Source organism: Levilactobacillus wangkuiensis, assembly GCF_016861605.1.
Classification (GTDB): Bacteria; Bacillota; Bacilli; order Lactobacillales; family Lactobacillaceae; genus Levilactobacillus; species Levilactobacillus wangkuiensis.
Genome location: NZ_BOLM01000001.1, coordinates 57,938 through 75,157, shown reverse-complemented (window position 1 = coordinate 75,157; position 17,220 = coordinate 57,938). Strand labels below are relative to the sequence as shown.

Genomic DNA, 17,220 nt, shown 5'->3' with positions numbered 1-17,220 from the left:
CTTCTTTATTACTTACTTTGGGTCTAAATGGGTTAATCGATCAAGGCGATAACCATTACCTAGTTAGATAATTATCATTGAATTATAGCTTGTTTGGTTTATTCTCTGTACAAGTTCATGTTAACACAATTTCACCATACGCACTATTGTTTTTTTACATTTTTCATTCAAATTACATTATCTTATCATTATTTATTAATCAACTGATAGTCCGGCAAGTGGAGTGCCGATATATCAGTGTTTCTATGGATTTAGAACAGTATTTTCAGCGGCATTGATTGCTCACTTTACGAACAAACTGCGATGATAAGTTTTATTATACCGCAGCATTTATCGCGAAGCTTAATTTACGCTTAACTATCCATATTTTGATTTGTGTGAGAACTATTTTATTGGCGAATCCAATTTTTTTAGACAGCAAAAGAGCACGCCCAATTTTCTAGGCGTACTCTTTGTTGATCAGCAGTGCGACAGATTTTTTAATCAGTCACACTACTTTTTGTTAATTGTCGTGCTTACCACGTTTGCCGAAGTACCACCATGAGCCACCAGTTACTGCGGCGATGGCAGCGGCAATTGCTCCCCAGAGCGTGGTGTGGTTGCTATCCGCTGATTTAACTGCGGAATCCCCATCAGTCGCTGAGTCTGCGGCGCTACCATTCGCAGTGCCAGACTTGTCACTCGTCTTGTCGCTAGCTGATTTATCAGTAGCAGACTTGTCACTGGCAGACTTGTCGCTGTTGTCCGCTGGACTTGCTGCTGTATCAGCTACCGTAGCTGGTGAGCTAGCAGTCAGCTCAGCCATCGGTGCAGTGCCCGCAGCCGTGTTTGCAGCGCCACCGTAATTTAAGGTCGTTGCTGCAACCGGCGTCGTGCCTGAACCCGTGTTGGTCGTTGTGCCAGTTGCGCCATTGCCAGTGCCGGATCCAGAAGCTGAGCCAGTGCCAGAACCGCTACCTGAACCAGAGCCTGAGCCACTTCCGGAACCCGAGCCAGAACCATTGCCAGAATTGGAACCGTTACCGGAGTCGGAACCATTTCCAGCATCGCCCTCGTTACCAGTTTCTTCAGAATCAGAGTCGCCGTCGCTGTCAGAGTCGGAACCGCTATCGGAGTCTGAGTCGCCACCGTTGTTGGATCCATCACCACCGCCAGAACCTGAGTCGCTATCGGAGTCGCTGTCGCTGTCAGAGTCACTGTCGCTGTCAGAGTCACTGTCAGAGTCACTGTCGGAATCAGAATCGCTATCGGAGTCTGAGTCACTGTCGGAATCAGAATCACTGTCGGAATCTGAGTCGCTGTCGGAGTCCGAATCGCTATCGGAGTCCGAGTCACTATCGGAGTCCGAATCACTATCGCTGTCAGAGTCACTGTCGGAATCTGAGTCACTATCGGAGTCCGAATCACTGTCGCTATCTGAGTCGCTGTCGCTATCGGAGTCGCTGTCAGAGTCTGAGTCACTATCGGAATCGGAGTCGCTGTCGGAGTCTGAATCACTGTCGGAATCGGAGTCGCTGTCGGAGTCTGAGTCACTGTCGCTATCTGAGTCACTGTCGGAGTCCGAATCGCTATCGGAGTCTGAGTCACTGTCGGAATCGGAATCACTGTCGCTGTCAGAGTCACTATCGGAGTCTGAATCGCTGTCGCTATCTGAGTCACTGTCGCTGTCAGAGTCGCTATCGCTATCGGAATCGCTGTCGGAATCTGAATCGCTATCGGAGTCCGAATCACTGTCGCTGTCGCTACCGGAATCACTGTCGGAATCCGAATCGCTGTCGCTGTCTGAGTCACTGTCGCTGTCAGAATCACTGTCGGAGTCTGAGTCACTGTCAGAGTCTGAGTCACTGTCGGAGTCTGAATCACTGTCGGAATCTGAGTCACTGTCAGAGTCTGAGTCACTGTCAGAGTCTGAGTCACTGTCGGAATCGGAATCACTGTCGGAATCGGAATCACTATCGGAATCGGAATCACTGTCGCTATCTGAGTCACTGTCGCTGTCAGAGTCACTGTCAGAATCAGAATCGCTGTCGGAGTCTGAGTCACTGTCGGAATCCGAATCACTGTCGCTATCTGAGTCACTGTCTGAGTCTGAGTCGCTATCGCTATCGGAATCACTGTCGCTGTCAGAATCACTGTCGGAATCTGAATCGCTATCGGAGTCTGAGTCGCTATCTGAATCGGAATCGCTGTCGGAGTCTGAATCGCTGTCGGAGTCTGAGTCGCTGTCGCTATCGGAATCACTGTCGGAGTCTGAGTCACTATCGGAATCAGAATCACTGTCGGAATCAGAATCACTATCGGAATCGGAGTCGCTGTCGGAATCGCTGTCGCTATCTGAGTCACTATCGGAATCCGAATCGCTGTCGGAATCCGAATCACTGTCGCTGTCAGAGTCACTGTCGCTGTCAGAGTCACTGTCGGAGTCTGAATCACTGTCGGAATCGGAGTCACTGTCGCTATCTGAGTCACTGTCGGAGTCTGAATCACTGTCGGAGTCTGAGTCGCTGTCGGAATCTGAGTCACTGTCGGAATCTGAATCAGAATCGCTATCGGAGTCGGAGTCACTGTCGGAATCTGAGTCACTGTCAGAGTCTGAGTCGCTATCGGAGTCGGAGTCACTGTCGCTGTCTGAGTCACTGTCGGAGTCCGAATCGCTGTCGGAATCGGAATCACTGTCGCTGTCAGAGTCACTGTCGCTGTCAGAATCACTGTCGGAGTCTGAGTCACTATCGGAGTCGGAATCGCTGTCGCTGTCAGAGTCACTGTCGCTGTCAGAGTCACTGTCGGAGTCTGAGTCGCTGTCGGAATCAGAATCACTATCGGAATCGGAGTCGCTGTCGGAATCGGAGTCGCTATCGGAATCGGAATCGCTGTCGGAGTCTGAGTCACTATCGGAGTCGGAATCGCTGTCGGAGTCACTGTCGGAGTCGGAATCACTATCGGAATCAGAATCACTGTCGGAGTCGGAATCACTGTCGGAGTCTGAGTCGCTGTCGGAGTCTGAGTCGCTGTCGGAGTCTGAGTCGCTGTCGCTATCTGAGTCACTATCGGAGTCGGAATCACTGTCAGAGTCTGAGTCGCTGTCGGAGTCGGAATCACTATCGCTGTCAGAATCGCTATCTGAGTCGGAGTCACTGTCGGAATCGGAATCACTGTCGCTGTCAGAATCACTGTCGGAGTCTGAATCAGAATCGCTGTCAGAATCACTGTCGGAGTCTGAATCAGAATCGCTATCAGAATCACTATCGGAGTCCGAGTCACTGTCAGAATCGGAATCACTGTCGCTATCTGAGTCACTGTCTGAGTCGGAATCACTGTCGCTATCTGAATCGCTGTCACTGTCAGAGTCCGAATCACTATCGCTATCTGAGTCACTATCGCTGTCGGAGTCCGAATCACTATCGCTATCTGAGTCACTATCGCTGTCGGAGTCACTGTCGGAGTCTGAGTCGCTGTCGCTGTCAGAATCGCTATCTGAATCGCTGTCACTGTCGGAATCCGAATCGCTGTCGGAGTCTGAGTCGCTGTCGCTATCTGAGTCACTGTCGGAATCGGAGTCACTATCGGAGTCGGAATCACTGTCGCTGTCAGAGTCACTATCGGAATCTGAGTCACTGTCGCTATCCGAATCGCTGTCGGAATCGGAGTCGCTGTCGGAGTCTGAGTCGCTGTCAGAATCACTGTCGGAGTCCGAGTCACTGTCGCTGTCAGAATCGCTGTCGGAATCGGAATCACTGTCGGAATCCGAGTCACTATCGGAGTCAGAATCGCTGTCGGAGTCTGAGTCGCTATCGCTATCTGAGTCACTGTCGGAATCTGAGTCACTGTCGCTATCTGAGTCGCTATCGCTATCTGAGTCACTATCAGAGTCCGAGTCGCTGTCGCTATCGGAGTCACTGTCGGAGTCTGAGTCACTATCGGAATCGGAGTCGCTGTCGCTATCTGAGTCGCTGTCGGAATCTGAATCACTATCGGAATCGGAGTCACTGTCGGAATCCGAATCACTGTCGGAGTCGGAGTCGCTGTCGGAATCTGAGTCGCTGTCAGAATCAGAATCGCTGTCGGAGTCTGAATCACTGTCGCTGTCAGAATCGCTGTCGGAATCGGAATCACTGTCGGAATCCGAGTCACTATCGGAGTCAGAATCGCTGTCGGAGTCTGAGTCGCTATCGCTATCTGAGTCACTGTCGGAATCTGAGTCACTGTCGCTATCTGAGTCGCTATCGCTATCTGAGTCACTATCAGAGTCCGAGTCGCTGTCGCTATCGGAGTCACTGTCGGAGTCTGAGTCACTATCGGAATCGGAGTCGCTGTCGCTATCTGAGTCGCTGTCGGAATCTGAATCACTATCGGAATCGGAGTCACTGTCGGAATCCGAATCACTGTCGGAGTCGGAGTCGCTGTCGGAATCTGAGTCGCTGTCAGAATCAGAATCGCTGTCGGAGTCTGAATCACTGTCGCTGTCAGAATCACTGTCGGAGTCTGAGTCACTGTCAGAGTCGGAATCACTGTCGGAATCTGAATCACTATCGGAATCGGAGTCGCTGTCGGAATCGCTGTCGCTATCTGAGTCACTATCGGAGTCGGAATCGCTGTCGCTGTCAGAATCACTATCGGAGTCGGAATCACTGTCGCTATCGGAGTCACTGTCGGAATCTGAATCACTATCGGAATCGCTGTCAGAGTCACTGTCAGAATCAGAATCGCTATCGGAGTCAGAGTCACTGTCGGAGTCAGAGTCACTGTCGGAGTCCGAATCACTGTCGCTATCTGAGTCACTATCGGAGTCCGAATCGCTGTCGCTGTCTGAGTCGCTGTCGGAATCTGAGTCGCTGTCGCTATCGGAGTCACTGTCAGAATCAGAATCGCTGTCGGAGTCTGAATCACTGTCGCTGTCAGAATCACTGTCGGAGTCCGAGTCACTGTCAGAGTCGGAGTCACTGTCGGAATCTGAATCGCTGTCGGAGTCTGAGTCGCTGTCGCTATCTGAGTCACTGTCGGAATCGGAGTCACTATCGGAGTCGGAATCACTGTCGCTGTCAGAGTCACTGTCGGAATCCGAATCGCTGTCGGAATCGGAATCACTGTCGGAGTCCGAGTCACTGTCGCTGTCTGAGTCTGAGTCGCTATCGCTATCTGAGTCACTGTCGGAATCCGAATCACTGTCGGAGTCAGAGTCACTATCGGAATCGGAGTCGCTGTCAGAGTCGGAATCACTATCGGAATCGGAGTCGCTGTCGCTGTCAGAATCTGAATCGCTATCGGAGTCGGAGTCGCTGTCGGAGTCTGAATCGCTATCGGAATCGGAGTCACTGTCGCTATCAGAATCACTGTCGGAGTCTGAGTCGCTATCGGAGTCTGAGTCACTGTCGCTGTCAGAATCACTATCGGAATCTGAATCGCTATCGGAGTCTGAGTCACTGTCGGAGTCCGAATCGCTGTCGGAGTCTGAGTCGCTATCAGAGTCCGAATCGCTGTCGCTATCTGAATCGCTGTCGGAGTCCGAATCGCTGTCGGAATCTGAGTCGCTGTCGGAGTCCGAATCGCTGTCGCTATCTGAATCACTATCGGAGTCTGAATCACTATCGGAATCTGAGTCGCTGTCGGAATCTGAGTCACTGTCGCTATCTGAATCGCTGTCGGAGTCAGAATCACTGTCGCTATCTGAATCGCTGTCGGAATCGGAATCAGAGTCACTGTCGCTATCTGAGTCACTGTCGGAATCGGAGTCACTGTCGGAGTCCGAATCACTGTCGCTATCTGAGTCGCTGTCGGAGTCTGAGTCACTGTCGGAGTCTGAGTCGCTGTCAGAGTCTGAGTCACTATCGGAGTCAGAATCACTGTCGCTATCTGAATCGCTGTCGCTGTCCGAGTCACTATCGGAGTCCGAATCGCTGTCGGAATCGGAGTCACTGTCAGAGTCAGAATCACTGTCGCTGTCAGAGTCACTATCGGAGTCCGAATCGCTGTCGCTGTCGGAATCACTGTCGCTGTCTGAGTCACTGTCGGAATCAGAATCGCTATCGGAGTCTGAATCGCTGTCGCTATCTGAGTCACTGTCAGAGTCTGAGTCGCTATCGGAGTCGGAGTCGCTGTCGCTATCTGAATCACTGTCAGAGTCTGAGTCACTATCGGAATCGGAGTCGCTGTCGGAGTCCGAATCACTGTCGGAATCAGAATCGCTATCGGAGTCTGAGTCACTGTCGCTGTCGGAATCGGAGTCGCTGTCGGAGTCTGAGTCACTGTCGCTATCGGAGTCACTGTCGGAATCGGAATCACTGTCGCTATCTGAATCACTGTCAGAATCAGAATCACTATCGGAATCGGAGTCGCTGTCGCTATCGGAGTCACTATCGGAGTCCGAATCGCTGTCAGAGTCGGAGTCGCTGTCGGAGTCTGAGTCGCTGTCGGAGTCTGAGTCGCTGTCGCTATCGGAGTCACTGTCAGAATCAGAATCGCTGTCAGAATCAGAATCGCTGTCGGAGTCCGAATCACTGTCGCTGTCAGAATCACTGTCAGAGTCGGAATCACTGTCGGAATCAGAATCACTATCGGAATCGGAGTCGCTGTCGGAATCGCTGTCGCTATCTGAGTCACTATCGGAGTCCGAATCGCTGTCGCTGTCAGAATCACTATCGGAGTCGGAATCACTGTCGGAGTCTGAGTCACTATCAGAATCGGAATCACTGTCGGAGTCGGAGTCACTGTCGCTATCTGAATCGCTGTCGGAGTCCGAATCGCTGTCGCTATCTGAATCACTGTCGCTGTCAGAGTCACTGTCGGAGTCGGAGTCACTATCGGAGTCCGAATCGCTGTCGCTATCTGAGTCACTGTCGGAGTCCGAATCACTGTCGCTATCTGAATCGCTGTCGGAGTCCGAATCGCTATCGGAGTCGGAATCACTGTCGCTGTCAGAATCACTATCGGAATCGGAGTCGCTGTCGCTATCTGAGTCGCTGTCGGAGTCCGAATCGCTGTCGCTATCTGAGTCGCTGTCGGAGTCCGAATCGCTGTCGCTATCTGAATCACTGTCGCTGTCCGAATCGCTGTCGCTATCTGAATCACTGTCGCTGTCAGAGTCACTGTCGGAGTCGGAGTCACTATCCGAATCCGAATCACTGTCGGAGTCTGAGTCGCTGTCGGAGTCTGAGTCACTATCCGAATCCGAATCACTTTCGCTATCGGAATCACTATCTGAATCCGTATCCACTGCAATAGCCATGTTTGCGTATGACTGTGCGTCAGAAGCAGCACTTGAAGCGTGATCCTTGGCAGTCTGAGCAGCAGCGGCGGCTGATGAAGCTTCGGCTGCATAACTTGATGCCGCAGCGTTATCACTAGCTGCTTCAGCTGATGAAGCATTTGCGTGAGCCGTTGAAGCAGCGGCGGCGGCCGATGAAGCCTCGGTTGCAGCAGAAGCTGCCGTTGAAGCGGCTGTTGCAGCTTCAGCAGCGTAACTAGAAGCCGTTGACCCCTTCACTGCATAATCCGTGGACAGATCTGCATAGGAGTTAGCCACACTTGCGTATTGACCAGCTTCGTTTGCAGCATCAGCGGCTAAGCTAGCTGATGATGAAGCCGCATCAGTTTGCGTCGTGTTAACTGTCAGGTACGCCTGACCCAGAGACATGGTTGTGCTACCACTGGTCACAACCAGCGTGTAGTATCCTTGGTTACCAGCCGTCGCACCCGTTAAGTTCAGGGTTTCGCTAGTTTGTCCATCCAGCTTCTGACCTTGGCTACCGGCTGTTGCGGAGTAGTACCACTGGTATGAAACCTTTGTGCCATCACTTGTTGTATCCATTTCTGGTGACCAGGTCAAATCGTCGCCGGCGTTAACCGCATGATCAGCTAAACCATTACCGACGGTCACATCTTTGCTGGATGAGAATGAAGTCCCATCAGCATTAGTGATTGTCGCTGTAATCGTAATCTTCCCAGCGGAAGTTGCGGACGTTGGCGTTACCGTCCCATCAGCACTGACTGTGGCAATGGATTCGTCACTGCTAGTCCAAGTGATGTCCCCAGTGGCATTGCCAGGATTAGTCGTTGCCGTGAAGACTCCTTCAGTTTGCGTATCTGAGCCGTTCAGAATGTAATCATCCCCGGCAATCGTGATACCCGTAGCGGCAATTTCACTGTCGTAAACGTCGACCTGGGCTAAGTTACTGTAAAAGTCCCCAGTTACCGTATTAGTTCCCAAGAACCCAACGGCTGACTGGAACAGCAATGAACCGGTAAAGTCTTCATTGGTGGTTACCGTCAGCGTACTGGAAGCGGTTGCCAACCCAGCGTACCACGGCGTGTTGTCTTTAGTCGTATAAGTGGCAATTTCTTTTCCGCTGGCATCGTTGATACTACCTGATGATCCACTCAGTTTTACCCATTTACCGTTGATCTGCGTGTACCAAGTCGTCGAGTGGCTGATGTTAATGGCACCCAGACCCGTTTTAGCAGTCGAAGTTAAGCTAATCGTCTTACCAGAAGTGGTTGAGGTAACGGCGGTTGGCTGTTGCGTAAATCCACCGGAGACAACCATCCCTAACAGGACAAAGGCGTCCCCTGATGGCTTACCCTTATACTTACCCAGGTTATTGGAGTAAAGCACCGCGTAGCTAGCGGCCTCAGTCGCAGCAGCGGCGGCTACCGTGGCTTCAGACGCTAATTGGCTGGCAGAAACCAGTTCTGCATCAGCGGCAGTGGAGTATTCACTGGCTGCGGCGAAGCTCCCTGCGGCAACCGCGGATGAGGCCGCTGCCATGTAACTGTTGGCGTCATTGGTGGCTGCATCGGCAGCAGCGGCGGCGTACTGTGCGTCCTGTGCGTACGCAGCAGCAGCAGCCGTGTAAGAACCACCCAGACTAGTATTTTGTGTCATCGTAGCGGCTAAGGAAGCAGCGATGGATCCTGCTGCTTGCGCACTGGTAGCAGCGGCAGCATCAATGACAGCCGTTGAAGCCGCATTAACACTGACTGCTGAGGATTGGCCATCCACGATGATCTTGGTTGCTTCAGCAGCGGCAGAGGCACCGGAACTAGCAGCTTCGGTCGTCCACTTGAGATACGTTTTAGCGTTGGCTGCGGCAGTCGAGGCCTCGGCCAAGCTACCGGTTGCCGCATAGGAAGCCGCCTCGTTTGCCTTGACAGCAGCCATCGACGCGTTGCTTGCCGCATCCGTGTTGGCAGCGATAGCAGCCGCATTAGCTGCAGAAGCTGCTTCTTGGTACAGCGGTGCTGAAGCAAATGCGTTAGCTGCATCGGCGGCATTGGAGTTTGCAATGTTGGCCTGATCAAGTGCCTGACTGGCTGCACCTGCAGCAGCGGCAGCATAACTGGAGGCCAAATACTTACCAGCTGCTTCTTGCTTTTGAGCGGCCGTGTAGGTATCAGCAACTGCCAGTGTCGCATCAGCAGCGGCGGAAGTCGTCAAGATGCCGTAAGAATCAGCATCCGCCTGTGCAGCGATTGCATCGAGTGCTGCGGATTGCGCAGCGGAGTAATTATTTTCTGCTTCATAAGACGTTGCCAAACTACTTGCACTACTTGCGGCAGTGGCGGCCTTCACGGCTAACGCTGCATAACTAGCCGTGTCCTTTGTATAAGCGGCAGCACTTCTAGCGTGATCTTGGACCGTAACGTCAGAAACAAGATCCGTCGTGCTGGCCAACAGGTCGTAAGCCGCATTGGCTGAACTAGCCATTGAAGAAGCTAACGCAGCGGTCGCATCTGCAGCAGCGGCGGCACTCGAAGCTTGATCTGTGTAATTACCGTTGACGTCAGAAACGACAACCGTGATAACGTTGGAAGATGTTGAGAAGCTGGCTGTATGATTATTTACAGCAAGGTAAGTTGCCTTTTTGGTCCCACTAACCTTCAAGTAGTAGTAGTAGGTCCCTGCTGAAGTATAAGTTGGTGTAAAACTCTGTGAGGTCGACGTGGACGAACTAGTCGAAGCGACTGTCCAGTTTTTACCATCAGTGGATTCATACCAAGTATAAGTGCCCGAAGAAATTTTGTAGGATGATGACCCAATTTGAACTGGGAAGGCATATGAACCTAATGTCATAGCATTAGTCAACGTAACGCTCTGGCCCACGCCCACCGCTGTTGATGAACTCGTCAGCGTGTTGGTCGTTCCACCAATGGCACTCGTATCTTCTTCTTCATTTTCATCAATACCTTGTGCATCCGTTTCATAAGCTGCGGCCAAGGAAGCGGCACTAGAAGCGCCTTCCAGGTTCAAAGCCGCGTCGGAAGCAGCCGAACTAGCCACCCGCGCTAATGAGGCAGCATCGGCGGCGCTAGTTGCGGCAGCCGCCGTTGAAGCAGCCGAACTGGCCAGGTTAGCGGAAGAGGTGACGGCAGCGGCGAATGAAGCAGCGCTTTCCGCGTATTGTGCGGATTGGTCCCCTTTGTAACCCCCAGCTTCTGACGCAAACGAATTGGCTGAACTGGCGTAACCAGCGGCTAAGACGGCACTTGAAGACGCCTTCACTGCTGAATCACTAACTGCCAGAGACGTTGCCGTCAGTGCAGCGGATTGGGCGGTCGAGTTGGCCGTGCTGGCTGCATTGTAGGCATCCAGGGCTTGACTAGAAATGTCATTGGCTGAAATCAACGCGTCGCTTGCTGATGCATAGTCCCCACTCAGAGCAGCACTATTATCCACACTGTATTGTGCTTGGGCGTCACCGGCCAAGGACGTTGCTAAGGATGACGCGTTGGCTGCATCGGAAGCGGCGCTGTTAGCCGTTGCGTAGGCAGCAACCGCCGCCGCGTTACTGGTATCGTATTGCGTGGCGTTGTAAGCACTACTTGCGGCCGTGGCAGCGGCAATGGCTGCTTCGCTAGCTGCGGCAGCGGCTGAGAACGTTGGCAAATTAGCACTGCTAACCATGTCTTTCAGACCGACAGCGGCGGCTGATTTGGCAATCGCTGCGGTACTGGAAGCCAGGTTAGCGTATGACGTTGCGTTACTTGCGGCTGATTTAGCTGCGGTCAAGGCGGACACATAATTGTTCATTAAGCTGTCTGAATCGCCCATGCCGTCAGCAACCGCTTGTTTGTAACCAGAAGCTAAACTGCTGTAGTAATGGGTTAACTCAGAAGCCGTATCCGTCTTTGCTGCGTAGCTACTGGTTGCCGTGTAGGCGTTATTCACGTCACTCGTTGGCACCAGCGCTGCATAACTACTAGCGGTCGTGGCACTGGCCTTGGCAGCAGCGGCTGCACTGGCAGCGGCACTCGCATCGTTGTCAGCATCCGTGGCGACCTTTGTCTCATCAGACGTCCCTACCGTCACGGTATCGTTTTCAGTTACAGGCGTGACAACGGACTTCTTAGTCGTCGCAACCTTCGCAACCGTCTTGGTCACGTTGGCACTCAGCGTGACATCCGTCTTAACGTTGGCAGCGGCACTGGACGCGATGCTCGCAGCGTCTGATGTTGACGTCGCTGTGCTAGTCGTGTCAGCACTAATGGCGGTTGCCGTCGTGGCACTACTACTGTTGCTTGAAGATGAAGCGGCTGAACTGCTGGCGTCGGAAACCGGTGCAGATTCAACTACCACTTTAGATGAAGCACTTGAGGCTGATGAACTGGCAGCGCTAGTCTCGCTGCTCGTACCAGCGCTACTGGCTGTTGATTCGCTCTTCTGTTCCTGCTGATCCGCCGCCGAACTCGTTAAGCTGGCAGCTGATGTGGCGACTTTAGTACTATTGGTTGCGTCATCCGTGCTCGTTGCATCCGCACTGGCTGACAGCGTTCCTGCACCTAATAACGAAAAGGATGCCAATGCAGCGAAGACCCAGGTCTTCCCTACCTTGTACATCTTGTACCGCAATTTAGGGTCGCCGTTAAAAGCTTTATTCCGCATGAATTTCACTTTTAATGTCCTCCTTAAAAGTTGACTTGCAATAGATGAGTGACAATCGCTACTCCTAGTGATTGAGTTTCCCAAAAATTAGTGAACTTACATTGAATGGTCTATACACATTCCCCTAATAAAGGGTCTCCCCTATAAACCATCCCCTAACAATTGCTATTCTAGCATAGATTTACTCTACGCACTGTTTTAAAAGTAAATTTATTGACAATATTTCTAAGATTTCGCTAAATCTAAGTAAAGTGTTAAAACAATCACATCAAACTTTTTGTCAACATTTTACCTGTAAACACTGAGCTAATATCTGATTAATCAGACTTTTTCCTGATTAGTTCAGTTTATAAATCGCGTTAAACAAGCATTTTGCGTGTGTTAACTAATTGTTATCATTCTATCGTGCGATAAATACAGGGGTTATACCATTAACTGTTCTAAAATCGTAAAAACATATTCATAGTTTTGAAAAATTATATTTTGATGAAAATACTGTCCATATGACGATTTATGCGCAAACGATTATTGGCCATTTTTACGATCAAAAATCAAGCATTTAGTTTAGAAATCCTTAACTTTTCACGTAAATCAGTTTACCATGCACACACTTTTTCAAATGTGTAACAGTAATATTCTTCGTGATTTTAACTATTTTATTCACTGGCCTATTAATCCATTTATATTTCAGCTCGGCCGACACTGCCTCAGGTCATCAGCTTTCAGAAACCGTTTTCATTGCTAACTAGTTGAATTACGACCAGTCACCCCCGTATAAACCACCAATAATTGGATATTTATCGACACAAAAATCCCGCCAACAGACTGCGTTGACGGGACCTTTTACCTAGATTGTTCAGTTTATAAGCTCGTTAGTGATAACCGCTGCCATGTCATCCGGCAGTGGTGCGTAGCAGGTGATCCATTTTCCCAGGAACGGCTGATAGAAGCGCAAACGCGCGCAGTGTAAGGCTTGCCGGTGAATCCAGGGATTGGTTTGTTTACCGTACAACCAATCCCCCACTAGTGGATGCCCAATCGACTGGCAATGGACCCGAATTTGATGGGTCCGCCCAGTATGGAGCTTGAGGGCTAGTAAGGTGGCCGAACGAGAGCGACCCCGCACCCAGAACTCCGTCTGAGCCGACCGCCCATCTGGCCGCACGGTTCGTTTGATAAAGGAATCCGCTGCTCGCCCAATCGGCTGGTCGATTAGCTGGTGATCCACGGGGATTCGGCCAGTCGCCAACGCAATGTAGCGTTTGTCCAGTGCGTGGTCCTTCAATTGCTTATCCAGGATAGAATGGGCAAAGTGATGCTTGGCAAAGAGCACCGCCCCGCTGGTCTCGCGGTCCAAGCGCGTCACAATGTGGGTCACCGTGCTGGGCGCGTGAATGGCCGTTAGGTGCCCTTTGACCCGATTAGCTAACGTATCATCTGGATACAGGTGTGACGGCACAGAGGCCATCTCAGCCGGTTTATTGACGACCAAGAAGTGCGGGTCCTCATAGAGGATGTCCAACGGTTTAAATGAGGTCGCCACGTGGTCGTTGGCCTGTTCCGGCGGCAGCTGCAGCCCCACCATTTGCCCCGGCTGGGCCATCGCAATCACCCGGACCTCGACCCCATCCAGGGTGATGATGCCGCCGTGAAATTTCACGCGTTTCAAAAAGGTGCGGGTGACCCCGTGGGCCATCAGCACCGTGCGTACGTGGACCGGACTCTCACCGGTCACTGTCCATTTAAAATTGATCATGCGTTCTCCCTTCCAATGAAGGAAGCCTCGACCCGTTGCCAGAAATGGGTATGGCGGTACTCAGCGAAGGCGATCCGTTGCCGCGCGATACGGTACGAAATGGCCTTGATGGGCCGACCTTCGATGCCGAGCTGATCACACATTAAGACGTTGTCGGTCGGATCCGTGGGTTCGATGCGAATCCATTCGTCCGCCGGGATAATCAGGGGCGACCCCAATGTCCGGAAGACTAAATTGTTAATGGACGCAATCTCTGCCATTTGAATCGCGTTGAATCGGGGGTTGATGACCGCCCCACCCACGGATTTATTGTAGGCCGTAGATCCGGTCGGCGTCGAGATACACAGGCCATCCCCCCGAAAGCTTTCGAAGAGTTCGTCCTTGATATACACGTCAGCGACCATGGTTCCAGACACCTTTTTAATAGTGGATTCGTTTAAAGCCAGCGCTTGGTCCGAGTGCGTGCCATCCGCGTAGTCGACCTGAATCGACAGCAGTGGATAGCTCACACTTTGGCCGTTGTCGTCGGCCAAGCTATCGACCAGCTCCTGGACCTCGTAGTCCCGCCAGTCGGTGTAGAAACCCAGGTGACCGGTATGAATCCCGACAAAGCGGACCTTGTCGAGCCGGTCATTGTAATGGTGAAACGCGGATAGCAACGTGCCATCCCCGCCGACCGTGACCACGATATCTGGATTCAAACTATCGATGGTCACCCCCGCAGTCTCTAAGCCACGGTGCAGCGCCGTCGCCACCTTCTGTGAGGACGGGCCGTTATTACTAAAAATGGAAACCTTCATAACTAATCTTCCTTATTCTGGTGAGGCGTTCCATCCACATCGCTCTCATGCTTCGGCGTATATTGCTGGGCCTCTTGAATTTCTTCACGAATCTCGGACATTTCCGTGTCCAACTTAAAGGCGGCCTCGGCTGCCCGTTGTAAGCGGTCGCTGAGTTCCTCAGGAAAGGCGCCCTGGTATTTGTAATTTAATGAATGCTCGATGGTGGCCCAAAAGTTCATGGCCAGCGTCCGCACCTGAATCTCGGCCAGAATTTTCTTCTCGCCGGAAACCAGCTGAACCGGATATTCCACCACAATATGGTAAGACCGATAACCACTCGGCTTCTCGTTATGGATGTAATCCCGTTCCTCCAGAATCGTCAGGTCGGTCCGCCGCCGTAACAGGTCGACGACTTGATAAATATCTTCCACAAACTGACACATGATCCGCAAGCCCGCAATGTCTTGCATATCCTGTTCCAGTCGTTCTTCGGCCACGTGACGCCGAGACATCTTTTCCTTGATGCTGGGGACTGGCTTGACCCGACCCGTCACGAACTCAATCGGCGGCCGTTCATTTTTATTTTCAAATTGCTTGCGGATACCGCGGAGCTTCACCTTGAGCTCACTCACGGCCTGTTGATAGGGCAATAAAAATTGATCCCAGTTCGTTACCATAATGACTATCCCCCAACCTTAATTCCACGCCTGCGTCGGGAATAATTCCGGCGCAGAACATGACTCATCTCTCGATTTTACCATATTTTCTCAGCAACTGAGAGTAATTACCTCTTTAATTTGTTAAGCATTTCACTTATCGTTCGATGAATGGACTGACTCCCTTTTACGAGGCGTTTAGCTTTACGTCCGCTTAAAAATGTTGCATGATAGGGTTGCGTTTTAAACGAACGGTCTTCACCTCAAACAAACGTTCCAATTGCTATTTTTTGAAATTTTGGTAATGTAGTGGTATTGTTACTTTTTGTTTGGCGACCCTTGCTGATTGCCAACTAGGACAGGTATAGGAGGAAGCAATGTGTTAGAAGTCTATTTGTTCGTCAACCCGCTCGGTGCGCGTTGTATGCGTTCTGAACGAAATATCATGCGGTTGGCCGATCATCTTAATAGCAAGGTGTCGTTCCAGTTTGTTCCGTTGCTTAACCAACAGATCATCGCGCAATCTCTCTCTTCGCGACCAACGCTCGCCGAGAGAAATGCGCGCTTCAACGTCACCTACCAAGCAATTTTGGCTTATAAGGCCGCCCTTTTTCAAGGAAAACGTAAGGGGCGCAAATTCCTGCTCAACATGCAGGATGCCGTTGTCAGTCAGCACCAAAGTTTTACGGAAGAACTGACTTTAGAAATGGCCAAGAAGTGCCACCTGGACCTCGACATGTTCACGGAAGACTGTCAATCCGATCTGGCGAAACAAGCCTTCAAGACGGATCAAAAGTTAGCGGCTGAAATGAAGATTGAACAATCCTCATCCGCTGTGATTTTTAACTGTGATGTTTCCGACTGTGGGTTACTCTTAAACGACGTGACTTATGATGCCCTCTGCGACGTCTGTGAAAGCCAAGGCGTTGCCACGAAAGAAATGTTAATGGCTGAACCTAATTATCAAACTAATGAACAGGCGACTTCATTAATGCTGGGCAGCAATCAACCCAATCTGCGGGTGTTGTAGTCTCGCTGCTTGTTCACCTTAAAAACTGGCTTCGTAAAATCTGCGTGATTTTACGGGGCCAGTTTTTTCGTGGGGGCAATTCTAGATAACAGGTTGCGACGGGTCACCTAAACCTTACCTGGCTCGCAGTGTCTCCAGCTCACGAATCATCCAATTAATTGTAAATGTTAGTGATACCTGCCACTACCGAATTAGAATCCAATATGGTATGATTGAGCCAACTATTTTGTGGAACTGAAGGGAAAATTTATGCGAACAGCTATCGTTACGGACACCGCCTCCTACCTCACCCCCGAACAGATCAAGCAATTTCATATCGTGGTCCTGCCCATCACCGTGATTTTGGGTGGCCAGCAATACGCCGAATCCAAATTAAGTCTGAAGACGTTCTACGACTATCTGAAGACGGATCAGGAGCTTCCCACCACGGCACAGGTCTCCCTGGGTCAGATTGAAGAAGCCTACGACCGACTGGCTGACGAGGGCTATGACGAGATTATTTCGATTCACCTGTCCAGCGGAATCACCTCGTTCATGAGCAATCTCAAGATGTTCTGCCGGACCTACACCAAGGCCCACATCTACCCGGTCGATTCCCTGGTCGCCAGTGCCGGCGAGGCCAACCTGTGTCTGTTAGCGGGCCAGCTGGTCGCTAACGGCAACACGGCCGCCGACATCGTTCCCCAGCTCGAAGACTTGCGCGATACCATGAACGTGTACTTTGCCGTGGACAACCTGAGTCATTTGGCCCGGACCGGTCGTCTCAGTAACCGGTCGGCCATCATCGGTAACCTGCTCAACATCAAACCCCTCCTGACGTTCAACGACGAGGGCAAGATCATCGCCATCGGCAAGGAACGGACCATGAAGAAGGCCTTCCACTACATGACTGACAAGCTCCAGGAGACGTTGACCCAGGTCGATTATCCCCTGTTGATCACGGTCATCAACGCCAACAATGCCGACCTGGCCGACGACTGGGATGCCGCGCTCACCGACCAATTCCCAGAGGTCCGCGTGGTCCAGAGCCAACTTGGCCCCGCCATCAGTGTCCACACCGGTGAAAAAACCATGGGCCTGATTTGGCAACGCGACTGGCAATCCTACTAAATTTAAATGTA

At 51.5% G+C, this 17,220-nt stretch carries 6 protein-coding genes; 2 read left to right on the top strand and 4 right to left on the bottom strand.

The annotated features are described in order from the left end of the window. Positions 1 to 502 precede the first annotated feature (502 nt). From JUF13_RS00275 to yjbM, 4 genes are all read right to left on the bottom strand, one after another. Positions 503 to 11,875: a KxYKxGKxW signal peptide domain-containing protein gene (locus JUF13_RS00275; RefSeq protein ID WP_308439859.1), complete on the bottom strand. Its 11,373-nt coding sequence runs from the start codon at positions 11,873 to 11,875 to the stop codon at positions 503 to 505. Positions 11,876 to 12,731: 856 nt separating this feature from the next. Further along, entirely contained in the window at positions 12,732 to 13,631 is a 900-nt protein-coding gene (locus tag JUF13_RS00270; RefSeq protein ID WP_203637237.1) for an RluA family pseudouridine synthase, read from the bottom strand. Next, positions 13,628 to 14,431: an NAD kinase gene (locus tag JUF13_RS00265; protein WP_203637236.1), complete on the bottom strand. Its 804-nt coding sequence runs from the start codon at positions 14,429 to 14,431 to the stop codon at positions 13,628 to 13,630. The genes JUF13_RS00270 and JUF13_RS00265 overlap by 4 nt, the downstream gene beginning before the upstream one ends. Positions 14,432 to 14,433: 2 nt before the next feature. Beyond that, on the bottom strand, positions 14,434 to 15,090 hold the full coding sequence (yjbM, locus tag JUF13_RS00260) for a GTP diphosphokinase (RefSeq protein ID WP_125763147.1): 657 nt from the start codon (positions 15,088 to 15,090) through the stop codon (positions 14,434 to 14,436). A 358-nt stretch (positions 15,091 to 15,448) separates the two neighbouring features. Here yjbM and JUF13_RS00255 point away from each other — a divergent pair, with 358 nt between their 5' ends. Both JUF13_RS00255 and JUF13_RS00250 read left to right on the top strand, forming a co-directional pair. Further along, a complete protein-coding gene (locus JUF13_RS00255; RefSeq protein ID WP_125763149.1) occupies positions 15,449 to 16,099 on the top strand; it encodes a DsbA family protein in 651 nt (216 codons plus the stop codon). A gap of 249 nt (positions 16,100 to 16,348) precedes the next feature. Continuing rightward, positions 16,349 to 17,209: a DegV family protein gene (locus JUF13_RS00250; RefSeq protein WP_203637235.1), complete on the top strand. Its 861-nt coding sequence runs from the start codon at positions 16,349 to 16,351 to the stop codon at positions 17,207 to 17,209. Positions 17,210 to 17,220 lie beyond the last annotated feature (11 nt).

Excerpts from the sequence above, each read along its gene's own strand:
- JUF13_RS00275 (WP_308439859.1), bottom strand. The coding sequence starts at position 11,875 with ATGCGGAATAAAGCTTTTAACGGCGACCCTAAATTGCGGTACAAGATG.
- JUF13_RS00270 (WP_203637237.1), bottom strand. The coding sequence starts at position 13,631 with ATGATCAATTTTAAATGGACAGTGACCGGTGAGAGTCCGGTCCACGTA.
- JUF13_RS00265 (WP_203637236.1), bottom strand. The coding sequence starts at position 14,431 with ATGAAGGTTTCCATTTTTAGTAATAACGGCCCGTCCTCACAGAAGGTG.
- yjbM (WP_125763147.1), bottom strand. The coding sequence starts at position 15,090 with ATGGTAACGAACTGGGATCAATTTTTATTGCCCTATCAACAGGCCGTG.
- JUF13_RS00250 (WP_203637235.1), top strand. The coding sequence starts at position 16,349 with ATGCGAACAGCTATCGTTACGGACACCGCCTCCTACCTCACCCCCGAA.